Origin of the sequence: Halorubrum sp. SD626R (assembly GCF_001261915.1) — an archaeon.
In the GTDB taxonomy this organism is placed as follows: Archaea; Halobacteriota; Halobacteria; order Halobacteriales; family Haloferacaceae; genus Halorubrum.
This window is the reverse complement of the sequence record NZ_CVRT01000142.1, coordinates 1-14,797: the sequence shown is the minus strand read 5'-3', so window position 1 is coordinate 14,797 and position 14,797 is coordinate 1. Positions and strand designations below refer to the sequence as shown.

The window sequence follows — 14,797 nt, the reverse complement described above, 5'->3', positions numbered from 1 at the left end:
CCCGGTCGCCGAGCGTCAGTCCGCAACGCTCGGGGTCCCCAGATACTCCTCGTTGATCTCGTACTCGCCGTCGTCGCCCTCGACGAGGTACTCGCCGTAGTAGGGCACCCGGTTCGCCACCACCGCCTCGAACGTCTCCGCGATCTCCTCGCGGCTCATCTCCCCCATCGACCGGAGGTCGTCGTTGCGGTTGAGACACCCCTTCAGGTACCCCTCGTGGGTGACGCGGACGCGGCCGCAGTTCGCGCAGAACTCCTCGTTCTCGACGGGGTCGACGATTTCGACCATCCCGCCGCCCTCGCCGTCGGCGTCCTCGCCGACGAAGTACCGCTTCCGGTCGTGCATCTCGCGGTGCTCGATCCGGTCCGCCTCCTCGGCGAGCCAGTCGTGGACGCGCCCGATGTCGATGTTCCACTCCGGCTTGCCCGTCAGTTCGGGCATGTACTCGATGAGCTGGAGCTGGAGCCCCTCGTTGTCCGCGACGTGCTCGACCATCTCCTCGACGTAGCCCGCGGTGTGCGTGAACACGACCATGTTGAGCTTCACGGGGTCGAGCCCGGCGTCGACGGCGGCCCTGACGCCCTCCAGCACCTGCTCGTAGGCGCCGGACTTCGTCACCTCCGCGAAGTCGTCGGGGTCGAGCGCGTCCTGCGAGACGTTGACGCGGTCGAGCCCGGCGGCCTTCAGGTCCGCGGCGCGCCCGGGGAGGAAGGTGCCGTTCGTCGTCATCGACACCTCCATCGAGTCGGGCGTGCGCTCGACGATCTCTTCGAGGTCCTGCCGGAGCATCGGCTCGCCGCCGGTGAACTTCACCGAGTCGACGCCGTACCCCTCGACGACCTCCAGGAAGCGGACCACGTCGTCCGCGCTCATCTCGTCGTCGCTCGGCTCCATCGGCCCGCGCGTGTCGCCTAACCCCTCGTTGTGACAGTAGACGCAGTCGAAGTTACAGCGGTCGGTCAGCGAGACCCTCACCCCCGTCACCTCCCGTCCGAAGTCGTCCGCGAGTGGCCCGGCCATGTCCGAACGGAGCGGGTGGGATCGCTTAAGGGTCCGGGTCGATCGTGTCGGTGCGTAACTCTCCGCGGTTACGTCTCGTCGACGACGTCGATCTCGCCGGGCGTATCGGTCACGGTGTCCCTTCGTCGACGGCATCGGCCGCCCACTCCTCCCCGGCGTACGCCATCTCCCAGAACGCGAGTTCGAGGCGGGCGCTCGTGAGGAACGCCTCGCGCATCGCCTCCCGGTGGCCCGGGTACGCCGCCCCGTAGTCGTCGAGGAGATCGCCGATCGACGCGGTCTCGGCGCGGAACGCGTCGCTCGTGTACGTCTCGATGAACGGCGTGTACCGATGCTCCGCGTCGGCGAGCTCCGCCATGTGGTCCGCCACGTCGAGGTACCCTCGCATGCAGGGGAACAGCGCCGCGACCGCGACCGGGACGGGACGCTCGTACGCCGTGCGAACGAGGAAGCTCGTGTACGCCTCGCAGGTCGGGCGCTTCCGGACGGCGGCCAGCTCGTCCGGCGTGACGCCGTACTCACCGGCGAACGACCGGTGGAGGTCGAGCTCCTCGTTCAACACGGCGTCCGCCCCGCCGAGGAGCGTCGCCATCGCCGCCTCATCCCTCGCCTTCGCGCCCGCGACGGCGTACGTCCGGGCGTAGTCGAAGAGGTACCGGTAGTCCTGTTCGAGCCACCGGCGGAAGGCCGCCTCGTTGAGGTCGCCGGCGGCCAGCTCGCGGACGAACGGGTGCTCGAACTGGGCCGCCCAGATGTCCGCCCCCGCCGCCAGCAGGTCGTCGCTGAACGCCATGGGCGACCCCTCGACGCGCCGATTTATAAGCTTGTGGTATTACTGACTAATCACCGTCCGCGAGCGCCAGACGCAGCCCGTCGCTCGCGACCTCGACGTCGCCCTCGAACCCCGCCTCGCGGACGCTTCGGGCCATCTCGCGCTCGCGGCCGCCCGTGTGCGGGTAGAGGTGCGACAGCAGGAGCGTGTCGACGTCGACGCCCGCGAGCGACCGCCCCAGCTCCGTGGGGTTCGGGTGGTTCGACACGTCCGTGCCGTCCGGGAACGAGCAGTCGTGGACGAGCACGTCGCTCCCGTCGGCGAACGACGCCATCCCCGCGAACGCCTCGGTGTCGCCCGAGAGCGTCAGCGGGCCGTCCGCGGGGTCGGCGTCTGAACTCGGGGGCGAGAACCGGTAGGCGAGTCCGTCCATCGAGTGGCGCGTCTCGCGCGCGGCGACGTCGAACCCGGCCGCCGCGAAGGGACGCGCCGCCGACACCTCCCGGACGGCGAGGTCGACCCGCCCGTCGAGGTAGTCGTGAACGCCGAGGAGCCCGTCGACGAGCGATTTCGTCCCCGCCGGACCGACCACTTCGAGGTGTTCGGACCCCGCGAGCCACCGCGCCTTCAGCAGGGGGAGCAGCGCCGCGACGTGGTCGAGGTGGTGGTGTGTGAGGAGGACGGTCGAGACGCCCTCGTAGCCGGTGTCGGTGGCGGCGAGCCGCTGGAGGACGCCGCTGCCGCAGTCGACGAGAAGCGAGCGGTCGCCGTCGTCGAGGAGGTACCCCGACTGCACGCGGTCGGGGACCGGCATCGCGCTGCCGGAGCCGAGGACGGTGAGATCCATGTGAGTCACTTGATCAGGAACACCGGGACGCTCGCGTCGTCGGCGACGCGGTCGGAGACGCTACCGAGCGACCGGATCCGCTCGCGGGGCGACTTCCCCTCCGGGCTCATCACGATCACGTCGATGCCGCGCTCGTCGGCGTACGAGACGATCTCCGAGTCGGGCGTCCCCCGCACGACGCTCGTCTCGACGGCGAGGCCCGCCTCCTCGGCGCGCTCGGCGACGGCGCCCACCGCCTCCCGCCCCTGCGCCTCCAGATCCTCGACGATCTCGTCGTGGAGGTCGCCCGAGTTCGCGGTGGCGATCCGCCGGTCGACCACGTACAGCGCGTGGACCGTCGCGTCGTGGTCGCTCGCCAGTCGCAGGGCGTGGTCGAGCGCGCGGTCGACCGCCTCGCTCCCGTCCGTCGGCACCAGGATCTCGTCGTACATACGCGACCGTTCGGCGGGCGGCCCATTAACGGTGGGGCCTCGCGCCCGGAGATCGGAACCGTGGCCGATCGGATCGCGAAACGCGTCCGACGGGCCTCGTCGAAACCGACCGCGAGCGACGGGGAGTATCGAATATAAAAGACGATGCGGTCGGCGCGTGCCTCCGAGCGCTCAGCGGGCGCGAGGAGCACGCGCGAGGGACGCGGCGACCGCAGGGAGCCGCAGCGAGGCGCGGAGCGCCTCTGGCAGCCGGACGCAGTCCGGCGACGAGGCTGGGGAGGCGTGAGGTTGCGGTGCTGTGCGGCCGGGGTGGGACTCAGGGGGGCAGCCGGGAGGTCGAAGCACGACGCAGTAAGCACCACAGCGAGGGAGCGAACGAAGTGAGCGACCGAGCGAGGAGCGCAGCAGGCCGCGCGAGTCCTCCCGGCTGGGGCTTTGGAGGTGTTCTTCGGCGTCGAGTCACTGATCGCGTACAGCCGAGCAGCCAGGACTCCGGAGGTGTTCAGCGCAGAGCGATCGGTCACCTACGAACGACCGCTTGACCGATCCGCGTCACCGATTCTAGTCGTCGATCAGGATCACCGCTCGACAACCCCCGTTTCGGACGAGAACGCATCGAAAGCAGCGTATCCCAACGCAGACCGCTTCTAACACCTATTCGACGCGCCACTCGCCGCCGAGCTCGTGGCGCCGCATCGATGTCGCCTCCCCGTCGCGGAAGACGCTCACCCGCCCCGTCTCCTCGCTCAGCGTCACCGTCGCCACGACCTCCGGGCGCACCGAGGTCTCGATCGCGCTCATGTGTCGCGACCCCATCCACGGCTCGTACGCCGCGTCGTCGACGAGGTCGGACTCCCCGCTCCGGGTGCCGAGGTCGCGGAACCGGACCATCTGCGCCTCGATCTCGCCGTCGACGGCGACGACGATCCCGCCGTCCTGCTCGATGCTCACCGTCCCGACGGCGTCGACGAACGCCCCCTCGTCGAACACGGACGCGCAGCCCTCCCGCGGCCAGCGGTTGTCGCCCATCGGGTCGGCGTACTCGCCGTAGTCGCGGTCGGCGACGACAGCGAAGTACAGCCCCGGCCCCTTGACGTGCGGCTCCTCCCACCCGCCGAACGCGACGCTGACGTGCTCGGCGCAGTAGGTCAGCCGGTCGACGACCTCGCGGACGCGCTCGTGGTCGCCGTACTCGATCGCCAGTCGACTCATTCCGCCTCCCCGCCGTGCCGCCCGCGACGCTCGTGAACGCTCATACCCGAAAGAGGCGAGGGGCGTATTTAAACGACACCGAGTCGAGTCGGTTGGGTCGTCCCACCGCGGAACCACCGGCGGCCCCTCACCCCCGCGGCGAGAACACCCGCGCGTCGAACCGGTCCGCGCGGACGAGCCCGAGACCGAACGCGGCGGCGACGGCGACCGGGAGCGGGTTCCCGTACCAGAGGTTGATCCCGCCCCAGAGGATCACGAAGCTCACCATGTCGTCGAGCATGAACTCGCAGTCGCGCAGCCGGTCGCGCAGCGTCGTCCCCGCGAACGCCCGGTCTAGCGTGACGACCGCGACCGTCGCCGACACCACCCAGCCGGCGTAGTTCGAGAGCGGGACGCCGTAAAAGGCCCCGCCGCCGAAGCTCCAGAAGCCGAGCGCGACCGCGCCCGGATCGAGCACCACGTCCATCGCGACGACCGCGGCGATCACGGCCGCCAGTCGGAGCCAGCCGTTCGACGCTCGCGACCCCAAGAGTAGGAGACAGAGCAGGTAGGCGTTGACCACGAGCGGGATGAAGAAGACCGGGAGCGCGACCGGCACGCCGGCGAGCATCGGCCCGAGGTCCACGGTGTACTCGAAGCTCCCGTACGGCCAGCCCGTGGCGACGCCGACCAGTTCGATGGCGTAGGTGTACGCGATCAGCACCCCGATCCACCCGACCGCGCGCCGGTCGACCGCGGGCAACACCCCGACGACGAGCGGCGAGCGCATCACCAGCACGCCGAACAGCACGAACCACGGGTGAAAGGCGAACGGCTCCGGCACCCACCCCTCCGCGCTGCCGACTAAGGCGAGCGCGCCGACGAGCGGGAATAACACGGCGATGGTGAACCGGTTCTCGCGGACGGTGCGGTCGAGCAGCGCCTCCGCGCCGCGGCGGGTGTCGGGGAGCCGCCCGCGGAGGGCGTCGACGCCGCCCGCCGTCGATCCGGTCGACTCTGTCGACCCCGCCGACCCGGTCGACTCGGCCGACCCCGCCGAGCCGGCCGACCCGTCCGGGTCGCTCACGCGAGCACCTCCGTGATCGGGTAGACGCGCCACAGGCCGCCCATCGCCAGCAGGGTGCCGACGGCGGTGTTCAGCGCCGGGAACCACCAGTACGCGCGGTCGACCGACACCGACGAGGCGGCGACCCACGCGACGAAGACCGGGTAGACGCCGAGCAGCGCGCCGAGTCGGAGGTCGACCGCGGCGAACGCGGCCGCGGCGGCGGCCCAGCAGACGAAGCAGTAGGCGTACGTCCGCCCCTCGCCGAGCAGCGTCGCCGTCGTTCGAATCCCGGCCGCCCTGTCGGGCTCGATGTCGGGGATCGCGGAGAACGTGTGCATCCCCATCGTCCAGAGCCACGCGCCCGCGATCGCCGCGAGCGGCGGGTGCGCGCCGGCGACGGTCGCGTACGCGGCCGCCCCGGGCAGGATGTACAGGCCGTTCGAGACGGAGTCGAGGAACGGCGTCGTCTTGAACCGCACCGGCGGGGCGCTGTAGCCGACCGACAGGAGGAGGAAACCGGCGAGGTACGGCCACGCGACCCGCGGCGCGAGCGCGAAGGTGGCGAGCCCGGCGAGCGCGGACGCCAGCACCGCGACGGCGACGAGGCGGCTCCCCCGCCAGCGCGCCTCGCGCTCCTCCTTCTTCGGGTTCAGCTCGTCGATGTCGGCGTCGAACGCGTCGTTGACGCCGTAGAGGAAGACGTTCGCGGGCACGAGGAAGTACGCCGCCAGCGTCACCGTCGTCGGCGTGAACAGCTCGCTCACGTCGCCGATGCCGTACGTGACGCCGACGGCGACGGGGCCCGCGAGGTACAGCCAGAAGCGCGGCCGCGACAGCACCAGGAGGTACCGGAGGTCGGCGGCGATCGACCGTCGGCCGGCGTCGGTCGCTGTGTCGGTCACGGCGTTCCTCACGTCGGCTTCGAGACCGCCTCGGCCGTTATCTGCCCGCTGATGAGACACATCGGGACGCCGATGCCGGGCGTCGTCGTCGACCCCGTGAAGTAGAGCCCGTCGACCGCGTCGGACTCGTGGGACGGCCGGAGCAGCGAGGTCTGTCGCAGCGTGTGCGCCAGCCCGAGCGCGCTGCCCTGATAGCTGTTGTAGCGGTCGGCGAAATCGTCGACGCAGAACGTCTCCTCGAAGACGATCCGGTCGCGCAGCTCCGTCCCGGTGTTCTCCGCGATGTCGTCCAGCACGAGGTCGCGGTACTCCTCCCGGAGCTCGGGGGTGTCCTCCAGCCCGGGCGCGATGGGGACCAGCGCGAAGAGGTTGCTGTGGCCCTCGGGCGCCACCGTGTCGTCGGTCTCGGAGGGGACACAGAGGTAGTAGGCGGGGTCGTCGGGCCAGGCGGGGTCGTCGAAGATCTGTTCGAAGTGGCCGTCCCACGCCGTCGGCAGCACCAGCGTGTGGTGTTCGAGGTTCGGCACGTCGCCCTCGACGCCGAGGTACAGCAGGAACGCCGAGGGGGCGTACGTCCGCGACTCCCAGTACTCCTCGGTGTACTGCCGCTTGCGCGGCGGGAGCAGCTCCTGCTCGGTGTGCGCGTAGTCGGCGTCGGAGACGACGACGTCCGAGAGGTAGCGCTCGCCGTCGGCGGTGTCGACCGCGAACCCGCCGTAGCGTCCCTCGATCCCCGTCACCTCGGCGTCGGTAACGTACTCCACGCCGAGGTCGGCGCCGAGCTCGGCGATCCCGTCGACGACGGCCCCGATCCCGCCTTCGGGGTAGTAGACGCCCATGTTGTAGTCCACGTGGCTCATCAGGTTGTACAGCGCCGGGGTGTTGTACGGCGAGCCGCCGAGGAAGACGAGCGTGTACTGCATCAGCTGCTGGAGCTTCGGGTGGTCGAAGTAGCTCTCGACGTGTCCCTGCATCTTCCCGAGCAGCGAGAGCCCCCACGAGTAGCGGAGCACGTCTTTGTCCACGTAGTCGCGGAGCCGAGGGCGGTCCTCGTAGACGAAGTGCTCCATCCCGATGTTGTACGTCCGTTCCGACTCCTCCAGGTAGGCGTCGAACGCCTCGCCCGCGCCGGGCTCGTACTCCTCGAACAGCTCCCGGTTCGCCTCGCGGTCCGGGAGCACGTCGACCATGTCGCCGTCCTTCCAGAACACGCGGTAGTGCGGGTCGAGCCGCTCCAGCTCGTAGAACTCGTCTGGCGAGCGACCGAAGTGGCCGAAGAAGCGCTCGAACACGTCCGGCATCAGGTACCACGAGGGGCCCATGTCGAACCGGAAGCCGTCGGTCTCCAGTCGGCTCGCGCGCCCGCCGAGCTGCTCGTTCTTCTCCAACAGGGTCACGTCCGCGCCGGCGTCCGCGAGGTAACACGCGGTCGAGAGGCCGCCGAACCCGCCGCCGATCACGACGACGGACTCGCCGGCCGCGGCGTCGATGTCCGGGGCCACGTCCATGTGGGATCGTAGGGGCGGCGACGGTATAAATACCGGCCAGACGCGCCGACGGCGGTCCCGTCTCCTCCGCACGCGGGCTCGCCGCCGCCGCGAGTGAGTACGCCTAAGTCGCCGACGCCCGTACTGATCCCCATATGGAACCGACGGTCGCGATCACCGGCGCAACGAGCGGGATCGGGCGGGCTGTGGCCGAGGCGTTCGTCGAGGCGGGGGCGTTCGTCGCCGTCTCCGGCCGCGACGGCGACGCCGTCGATCGGACCGTCGCGGAACTAAACGGCGCGAACGGCGAGGAGGGCGCGAACGGCGCGAACGGCGAGGAAGGCGACGGGGACGACGGCACCGCCGAGGGCGACGGGGGGGGCTCGCCCGCCGGCACCGCCTGGGGCGAGCGCGTCGACGTCCGCGACGAGTTCGACCTCGAACGCTTCTTCCAGCGGGCCGCCCGGGAGGGCGGGCCGATCGATGTCGTGCTCGCGAACGCCGCCGTCTTCCACGGCGCGCCCGGCGAGCGGCCGACTGACGAGCTCTCGTACGCCGACTACGACGACACCATGCGCACCAACGCCCGCGGCGTCTTCGCCACGGTCGCGGAGGCCGTCCCGCACCTCGCCGACGACGCGCGGGTGATCGTCCCGTCGGGCTCCGTCGCCCACGAGTCGAAGGCCGGCATGGGCGCGTACGCGGTCTCGAAGGCGGCGGCCGAGGCGGTCGCGCGGGGGTTCGCCGCCGACCTCGACGCGGCGGTCGGCGTCGTCGACCCCGGACTCGTCGCCACCGACCTCACCGGGATGGAGCGCGCCCGCGACCCGGAGAGCGTCGCGCCGCTGTTCGTCTGGGCCGCCACCGAGGCGCCCGCGGCGGACCTGAACGGCGAGCGCCTCGGGCTCCGCGAGTGGAAGTCGGCGACGCGGTAGGTGCCCTCCGAAACCCGCCGGTGCGGTCTCAGAGCCGCTCGATCCGCGACGCAACGTCGATTTCGGGCCGCTCCGCCGCCGTCGCGGCGACCGCGTCCATGAACGCCGTCCGGTAGCTCGCCGGCCCCGTCGGGTCGTCCTCCGCGGCGCGCTCGCCGGCGAACCCGTACGCCGCGCACGCGGCGAGCGCGGCCTCGGTCGTCGACGCCGGCGCTCCGTCGCCCTCGCCGACGACCGCCGCGAACGTTCCGAGGGTGCTCGCGAGCATGCAGCCCGAGCCGACGAACGACCCCATGCGCTCGTGACCGGCCGTCACCCCGTAGGCGCGCTCGCCGTCGGCGACGACGTCCCTCGGGCCGGACGCGACGACGACGGCGCCGGTCTCCGCGGCGAGCGCCCGCGCCGCGTCTGCGACGCCCGCGCCGCCCTCGTCGACCGACTCCACGCCCCGGACCGCCGCCTCCTCCCCGGCGAGCCCGCGGACCTCGCCGACGTTGCCCTTGATCGCGTCGAACGCGACCGCGTCGAGCAGCCGCCCCACCGACTCGACGCGGTGGGGCGTCGCGCCGTATCCCACCGGGTCGAGGACGACCGGGACGCCGGCCTCGTTCGCCGATCGCCCCGCGTCGACCATGGCGTCGACGTCCGGCCGCGACGCGGTCCCCGTGTTGATCACGACCGCGTCCGCGCCGGCGGACATGTCGCCCGCCTCGGCCGGCGCGTCGGCCATCACCGGGAGCCCGCCCCAGTGGAGCGTGACGTTCGCGGTCTCGCTCGTCGTCACGGCGTTCGTGAGGTGATGCACCAGCGGCGAGGCGGTCTCGACCGCCGACAGCGCGTCGGCGACCGGCGGGTTCACGCTCGGCTCACTGGGCATCGTCGACCACCTCCCGGAGCGCCGCGGTGGCGGCGCGCGGGTCTTCCGCGGCCGTGATCGCCGAGACGACGGCCACGCCGGCCGCGCCCGCCGTCGCCACCGCGCCCGCGTTGTCGGCGTCGATCCCGCCGATCCCGACCACGGGGAGGTCGACAGCGTCCGCGATCTCTCGGACCCGGTCGGTCCCGATCCCGTCCTTCGCGTCCGGCACGTCCTTCGTGCCGGTCCGGTACACCGCCCCGACGCCGACGTAGTCGGCCCCGGCCTCCGCGGCCGCCCGGGCCTCCGCGACCGTCGACGCCGAGACCCCCACGATCGCGTCCGTCCCCAACCGCTCGCGTGCGACCTCCGCCGGCAGGTCCGACTGCCCGAGGTGGACGCCGTCGGCGTCGACCGCGGCGGCCAGATCGACTCGGTCGTTGACGATCAGGGGAACGCCGGCGTCGGCGGTGAGGTCGCGGAGTCGGTGTCCGAGTTCGTACCGCTCGCGCGCCGAACTCCCCTTCTCCCGGAGCTGAACGGCGTCGACGCCGCCCGCGATCGCCGCCTCGACGATCGCCTCGGTGTCGCGGCCCGCCGACCGACTCCCCTGCGTCACGAGGTACGTCCGCCACTCCTTGGGATTCATCAGTGATACTTTCCGGTGGTCGCCGTGAAAAGCTGTCGTTCGCGCGGCGCCTCCGCGCGGATCGGCGCGGGCCCCGGCGGCCTGCCGAGGGGAACAGACCCAAGCCGCCCCGGTCCGTACCGCAGTCGATGCGATCGCGACTCCGGGCGGCGGCCCTCAGGCTCCGCGCCGCGCTCTCCCGGCTCGGGTCGGCGGCGGCCGACGGCCTCGACCGCGCCGGCGTCATCGACCGCGACCGGCTCGGCGAGACGCTCGACCTGGCGTGGCCCCGGATCGTCACGGGGTTCGCGATCATGTCGAAGAACACGGTGGACCTGGCCGTCGTCGGGATCGCCCTGGGAGCGCCCTCCGTCGCCGGGCTGGCGTTCGCGTTCGCCTACTGGCAGCTCGCGAAGTTCGTCTCCATCGGGCTCGCCGGCGGGACGGTGTCGCTCGTCTCGCAGAACTACGGCGGCGGCGAGGGCGGCCGCGCCGCGCTCGTCGTCAAGGGGTCGCTCCTCGTCGCGCTGGCGCTCGTCACCCCCATCGTCGTCGGCCTCGTCGCGTTCGCCGAGCCCCTGATCGCGCTCGTCGGCGGCGAGGGGACCGCGCTCCGGGCCGGGACCGTCTACCTCGTCGTCACCGCGCCGGCGCTCGCCTTCGAGTTCTTCAACATGATCGCGAGCCGCACCTACGCCGGCGTCGGCGACACGTTCACGCCGATGGTGGTCCGGGCCGGCGGCGCCCTCCTCAACGTCGCCCTCACGGTCTGGCTCGTGCTCGGCGTCGGCCTCGGCGTGCTCGGCGCGGCGCTCGGCACCGCCGTCTCCATCGCCGCGGTCGGGGTCGCGCTCTCGTGGGGGATGACGGGCCGGTCGTACTTCGGCCGCGGCGCCTCGCCGGTCCCGATCGGGCGCGCCGGGCCGTGGGTCGACGCCGGCCTGATCCGGCAGCTCCTCCGGGTGTCCGCGCCCCTGATCGGGCGCCGGGTGGCAGAGGGGGTCGCCGTCTTCCCGCTGCTGTGGATCGCCTCCTCGTTCGGCTCCGCGACCGTCGCGGCCCTGGAGGTGGGGCGCCGCGTCCGGGCGCTGCTCGGGAGCTTCAGCTGGGGGTTCTCAATCGCCGCGAGCACGCTCGTCGGCCAGCGGCTCGGCGCCGGCGAGGAGTCGCTCGCGACCGAGTACGGCCGCGACGTCATCCGGCTGTCGGCGGTCGTCTACGTGGCCGCGTCGGCGGTCGTCCTGCTGGCCGCCGACCCGATCGCCGGCGTGTTCGTCGACGACCCGGCCGCGGTGGCCGCGACCGCCGCGTTCGTCGTCGTCGCCGCGGTGTCGGCGGTCCCGCTCGGCGTCGACGGCTCCGTGACCGGGTCGCTCCGGGGCGCGGGCGACACCCGGTGGCCCTTCCTCGCGTCGATGGTCGGGCTGTACGTCGTCGCGCTCCCGGCCGCGCTGCTCGGGCTGGCGACGCCGCTCGGCGTCGGCGGGCTGTACGCGGCGGTGATCGCCGAGAAGCTGGTGCCGGCCGGGCTGAACCTCGCCCGCTTCCGGTCGAACCGGTGGCAGGCCGTCAGTCGACAGTACCGGCCCGACGCGGCGGAGGGCGAGAGGGAGGTCGGGTGACGCGCGCTACTCGGCGACGTCTTCGAGCACCTCGACGCTGCCGGTGAGCTGCCGGTGGACGTACGGCATATCGATGCCGGCCTCGTCGAACGCCTCCTTCACGGCGGTGACGTACTCGGAGCGCACCCGGACGAAGTCGCCGCGGTCGGGGTCCGCGATCCACCAGCGCGACTGGAGGCCCACGGCCGAGTCGCCGAGCTCGACGAGCCGGACGGAGACGCCCGGATCGTCGAGGATCTCCTCGTGGGCCTCCGCCTTCTCGGTGATGATGTCGGTCGCCTGCGCGATGTCGTCGTCGTACCCGATCCCGAAGACGAACTTCTGTCTGAGCGTGTCGTAGGCGACGGGGTTCGTGACCGCGCTGTTCGCGAGGTCGCCGTTCGGCACCGTCACCAGCTCGTTGTCGAACGTCCGGACCCGCGAGACCCGCAGGTCGATCTCCTCGACGCGCCCGGACTCCCCGTCCCACTCGATCCAGTCGCCGACCTCGAACGGCTTGTCCTTGAGGATGAAGACGCCGGCGACGAAGTTCCCGAGGAGGTCCTGCGCCGCGAAGCCGACCGCGAGCGCGATGGCGCCGCCGAACACGGCGAACGCCGAGAGGAAGCTCCCGTAGCCGGCCACGGCGAAGCCGATCGCGATCGCCGCCACCCAGACGACGGCGTTGAGCACGTTCGTGCCGAGGCTCAACACCGCCTCGTCGAACCCGCGCGACCTGACGACCCGCCGGAGCCCCGGGATCAGGACGAGCTTTCCGAGCAGCAGCACGGCGACGAAGCCGGCGACGAACCGGAGCGCGGTCGTCGCGATCGCCGCCACGTCGACCGCGTTCGCGATCGCGTCGAGCTGTAAGGGGTACATCGTCCCGTTTTTGCGGCGACTATATAAAGAAGGTACTGGCACCGCGGTTGTTTACGTCCGGTTCCGGAAGCCGGCCGCTCCGCGTCACGGGTACTCAGTCGCTCCGGACCGCCAGCGGCCCGTCGCCGCGGGCGACCCCGCGGAGCCGCCGCCCGTGAACGTCGCCGTCGGCGATCCGGGCGCGGACCGCCGGGGGGAGCCACGCGTCGCGGTCCGTCGGCGCTGGAGCGGGATCGACGCCTACCGGTCGAAGGTCGTCGGGGAGGTACCGGGCGTAGGTCGGGAGCCGCTCGCGCAGGGGCATGCCGCCGGCGTCGGCGACCGCGCGGAGCCCGTCGAGGTCGGGCCACTCGTAGGCGGGGTTGATGTAGTCGTCCGTCACCGGCGAGACGCCCCCCAGGTCGTCGATCCCGCAGTCGACGAGGTCGGCCGCGGGCGAGAGGTTCGGCGGGACCTGAACCGACACCTCCGGGGGGAGCGCGGCCCGGGCCATCGCGACGACGCGGCGCATCGTCGCCGTGTCCGGCTTCGCGAAGTCCGACCGCTCGTTCGGCACGACGTTCTGCACTATCACCTCCTGGACGTGGCCGTGGCGCTCGTGGAGTTCGCGGATCGCGAGCAGGCTCTCCGCGCGGTCGCGCCACCCCTCGCCGATCCCCACCAAGATGCCGGTCGTGAACGGGACCCCCTGCCGACCCGCGGCCCGGATCGTGTTGAGCCGCTGGCCGGGGGTCTTCCGGCGGCCCCCGCTGTGCGCGTCGACGTCGGCGGTCGTCTCCAGCATGACCCCCATCGAGGCGTTCACCTCGCGGAGGTCGGCGAACCGCATCTCCGTGAGGTCGCCGGGGTTCGAGTGCGGGAGCAGCCCCTCCTCCAAGGCGATCTCGCAGGCCCGGTAGAGGTAGTCGTGGACCGAGTCGAACCCCCACTCCGCGAGCGTCTCGTGGACCGCGGTGTACCGGTCGTCCGGCTCGTCGCCGAAGGTGAACAGCGCCTCCGTACAGCCCGCGTCGGCGCCGACGCGGCACTGCTCGCGCACCTCCTCGGGGGACAGCAGCGACGCCTCCCCGGGCACGTCGTAGTACGTACAGTACGTACAGGTGTAGCGACACGCCGTGGTCAGCGGGATGAAGACGTTGCGCGCGAAGGTGAGGCGGTCGGCGGGCTCGACGTCAGCGGGCCTCACCGAGAGCAGTCGCTCGACCGCCCGCTCGTCGATCGACAGCTCGATCCCGTACTCGTCGGCCGCCGTGAACACGTCCGCACCTCGCGCTCGCGGTTCAAAAAGGATCGCGGTCCCGGATCCGGGCGGGACCGCTCGTCGACGCCGAGTCCCGGCTCGGCCGCCCCGGCTACTCCCGCTCGACGCCGACCCGCCCGTCCGCCGCGTCGAGCGCGAAGCCGGTCTCGCGGAGCCACGACGCCGCCCGCCCCTCGCCGTGGATCAGCACCTCCGCGAGGTCGGCGGGCTCGTCCACGTCGGTCGCGAGCCGGTGGGAGTCGACGACGGCGACGCTCGCGCCGACCTTCGCGGCGATCCGCCGGTGGTCGAGGTAGGAGGCGCCGTGGTAGTCGACCCGGAACTCGGGGTGGCTCGCGACGAACGCGTTCGTCCCGCCGCCGCGACCGGGTGCGACGGCGACGTCGGTCTCCCGGCCGGCCGCGAACAGCTCCCGGAGCGCCTCGGGCGTCGCGAGCGCGAGGTCGGCCATGACGACCGCGACGGGGACCGGTCCTTCCCCGCGGTCGCCGGCGTCCCCCTCGCCCCCATCATCTCCCCGCCGCGCGTCGAGCACCTCGTTGACCGCGTCGGTCAGGGGACGCTCGTCGACCTCGACGGGACAGGCGAGGTCGGCGTCGACCGGTCCGGTGGCGAGGACCCGCGGCTCGCCGCCGGCGGCCCGGATCGCGTCGAGGACGTGGCGGAGCATCGCCCGCGCGAACGCCGCCCGCTCGTCTGGGTCGAGGACGGCGGAGAGTCGGGACTTGGGGCGGTCGGTCGAGAACGGAACGATGACCTCCATCGGGGGGATCGCCCTAGAACAGGGATTCCAGCTCGTCGCTGTCGTCGCTGACGAGCTCGTCGAGGTTCTCCTCGCTCTCCTCGCGGATCTCGTCGAGGTTGTCCTGCGCCTCGATGGCGACCTGCTGGAGCTCCTTGATCCGCGGGACGTTC

At 72.1% G+C, this 14,797-nt stretch carries 15 protein-coding genes and 1 pseudogene; 2 read left to right on the top strand and 14 right to left on the bottom strand.

Annotation, left to right across the window (positions count from 1 at the left end):
• Nucleotides 1–15: 15 nt before the first annotated feature.
• The 8 genes from moaA to SD626R_RS13815 all read right to left on the bottom strand — a co-directional run bounded on the left by moaA (nucleotide 16) and on the right by SD626R_RS13815 (nucleotide 7,740).
• Nucleotides 16–1,020 carry a GTP 3',8-cyclase MoaA gene (moaA, locus tag SD626R_RS13850; RefSeq protein WP_092566924.1) on the bottom strand — a complete coding sequence of 335 codons (1,005 nt, stop codon included), beginning with the start codon at nucleotides 1,018–1,020 and terminating at the stop codon, nucleotides 16–18.
• Between the two features lie 109 nt (nucleotides 1,021–1,129).
• Entirely contained in the window at nucleotides 1,130–1,813 is a 684-nt protein-coding gene (gene tenA, locus SD626R_RS13845; protein ID WP_092566923.1) for a thiaminase II, read from the bottom strand.
• A gap of 46 nt (nucleotides 1,814–1,859) precedes the next feature.
• The gene (locus SD626R_RS13840) at nucleotides 1,860–2,639 is read right to left on the bottom strand and encodes an MBL fold metallo-hydrolase (RefSeq protein WP_092566922.1); all 780 of its coding nucleotides are present in this window, start codon (nucleotides 2,637–2,639) and stop codon (nucleotides 1,860–1,862) included.
• A gap of 5 nt (nucleotides 2,640–2,644) precedes the next feature.
• Entirely contained in the window at nucleotides 2,645–3,070 is a 426-nt protein-coding gene (locus SD626R_RS13835) for a universal stress protein (RefSeq protein ID WP_092566921.1), read from the bottom strand.
• A 654-nt stretch (nucleotides 3,071–3,724) separates the two neighbouring features.
• Complete coding sequence (locus SD626R_RS13830) at nucleotides 3,725–4,282, bottom strand: diadenylate cyclase (RefSeq protein ID WP_092566920.1); 558 nt, start codon at nucleotides 4,280–4,282, stop codon at nucleotides 3,725–3,727.
• A 127-nt stretch (nucleotides 4,283–4,409) separates the two neighbouring features.
• On the bottom strand, nucleotides 4,410–5,201 hold the full coding sequence (cruF, locus tag SD626R_RS13825) for a bisanhydrobacterioruberin hydratase (protein ID WP_092566940.1): 792 nt from the start codon (nucleotides 5,199–5,201) through the stop codon (nucleotides 4,410–4,412).
• Between the two features lie 143 nt (nucleotides 5,202–5,344).
• On the bottom strand, nucleotides 5,345–6,244 hold the full coding sequence (locus SD626R_RS13820; protein WP_092566919.1) for a prenyltransferase: 900 nt from the start codon (nucleotides 6,242–6,244) through the stop codon (nucleotides 5,345–5,347).
• Nucleotides 6,241–7,740, bottom strand: coding sequence for a phytoene desaturase family protein (locus SD626R_RS13815; RefSeq protein ID WP_092566918.1), 1,500 nt, complete (start codon nucleotides 7,738–7,740; stop codon nucleotides 6,241–6,243). The genes SD626R_RS13820 and SD626R_RS13815 overlap by 4 nt, the downstream gene beginning before the upstream one ends.
• A 134-nt stretch (nucleotides 7,741–7,874) precedes the next feature.
• On the opposite strand from SD626R_RS13815, the gene SD626R_RS13810 reads away from it, so the two are divergent.
• Entirely contained in the window at nucleotides 7,875–8,654 is a 780-nt protein-coding gene (locus SD626R_RS13810) for an SDR family oxidoreductase (RefSeq protein WP_092566917.1), read from the top strand.
• Between the two features lie 28 nt (nucleotides 8,655–8,682).
• On the opposite strand, the gene thiM is transcribed toward SD626R_RS13810, so the two are convergent.
• Both thiM and thiE read right to left on the bottom strand, forming a co-directional pair.
• Nucleotides 8,683–9,531, bottom strand: a complete 849-nt coding sequence (thiM, locus tag SD626R_RS13805) for a hydroxyethylthiazole kinase (protein WP_092566916.1) — start codon at nucleotides 9,529–9,531, stop codon at nucleotides 8,683–8,685.
• Nucleotides 9,521–10,159, bottom strand: coding sequence for a thiamine phosphate synthase (gene thiE, locus SD626R_RS13800; protein ID WP_092566915.1), 639 nt, complete (start codon nucleotides 10,157–10,159; stop codon nucleotides 9,521–9,523). The genes thiM and thiE overlap by 11 nt, the downstream gene beginning before the upstream one ends.
• A gap of 128 nt (nucleotides 10,160–10,287) precedes the next feature.
• Here thiE and SD626R_RS13795 point away from each other — a divergent pair, with 128 nt between their 5' ends.
• Nucleotides 10,288–11,760 (top strand): MATE family efflux transporter, encoded by a 1,473-nt coding sequence (locus tag SD626R_RS13795; RefSeq protein ID WP_092566914.1) that lies wholly within the window; start codon nucleotides 10,288–10,290, stop codon nucleotides 11,758–11,760.
• Nucleotides 11,761–11,766: 6 nt separating this feature from the next.
• Here the strand turns inward: SD626R_RS13795 and SD626R_RS13790 are convergent, their stop codons facing one another.
• The 4 genes and pseudogenes from SD626R_RS13790 to SD626R_RS13775 form a co-directional block, all read right to left on the bottom strand.
• The gene (locus SD626R_RS13790; RefSeq protein ID WP_092566913.1) at nucleotides 11,767–12,621 is read right to left on the bottom strand and encodes a mechanosensitive ion channel family protein; all 855 of its coding nucleotides are present in this window, start codon (nucleotides 12,619–12,621) and stop codon (nucleotides 11,767–11,769) included.
• A gap of 94 nt (nucleotides 12,622–12,715) precedes the next feature.
• Nucleotides 12,716–13,879, bottom strand: a complete 1,164-nt coding sequence (gene cofG / locus SD626R_RS13785; RefSeq protein WP_092566912.1) for a 7,8-didemethyl-8-hydroxy-5-deazariboflavin synthase subunit CofG — start codon at nucleotides 13,877–13,879, stop codon at nucleotides 12,716–12,718.
• A 94-nt stretch (nucleotides 13,880–13,973) separates the two neighbouring features.
• A complete protein-coding gene (gene cofC, locus SD626R_RS13780) occupies nucleotides 13,974–14,645 on the bottom strand; it encodes a 2-phospho-L-lactate guanylyltransferase (protein WP_092566911.1) in 672 nt (223 codons plus the stop codon).
• Nucleotides 14,646–14,658: 13 nt separating this feature from the next.
• A pseudogene (locus tag SD626R_RS13775) lies at nucleotides 14,659–14,797 on the bottom strand (cell division protein FtsZ); the annotation flags it as partial.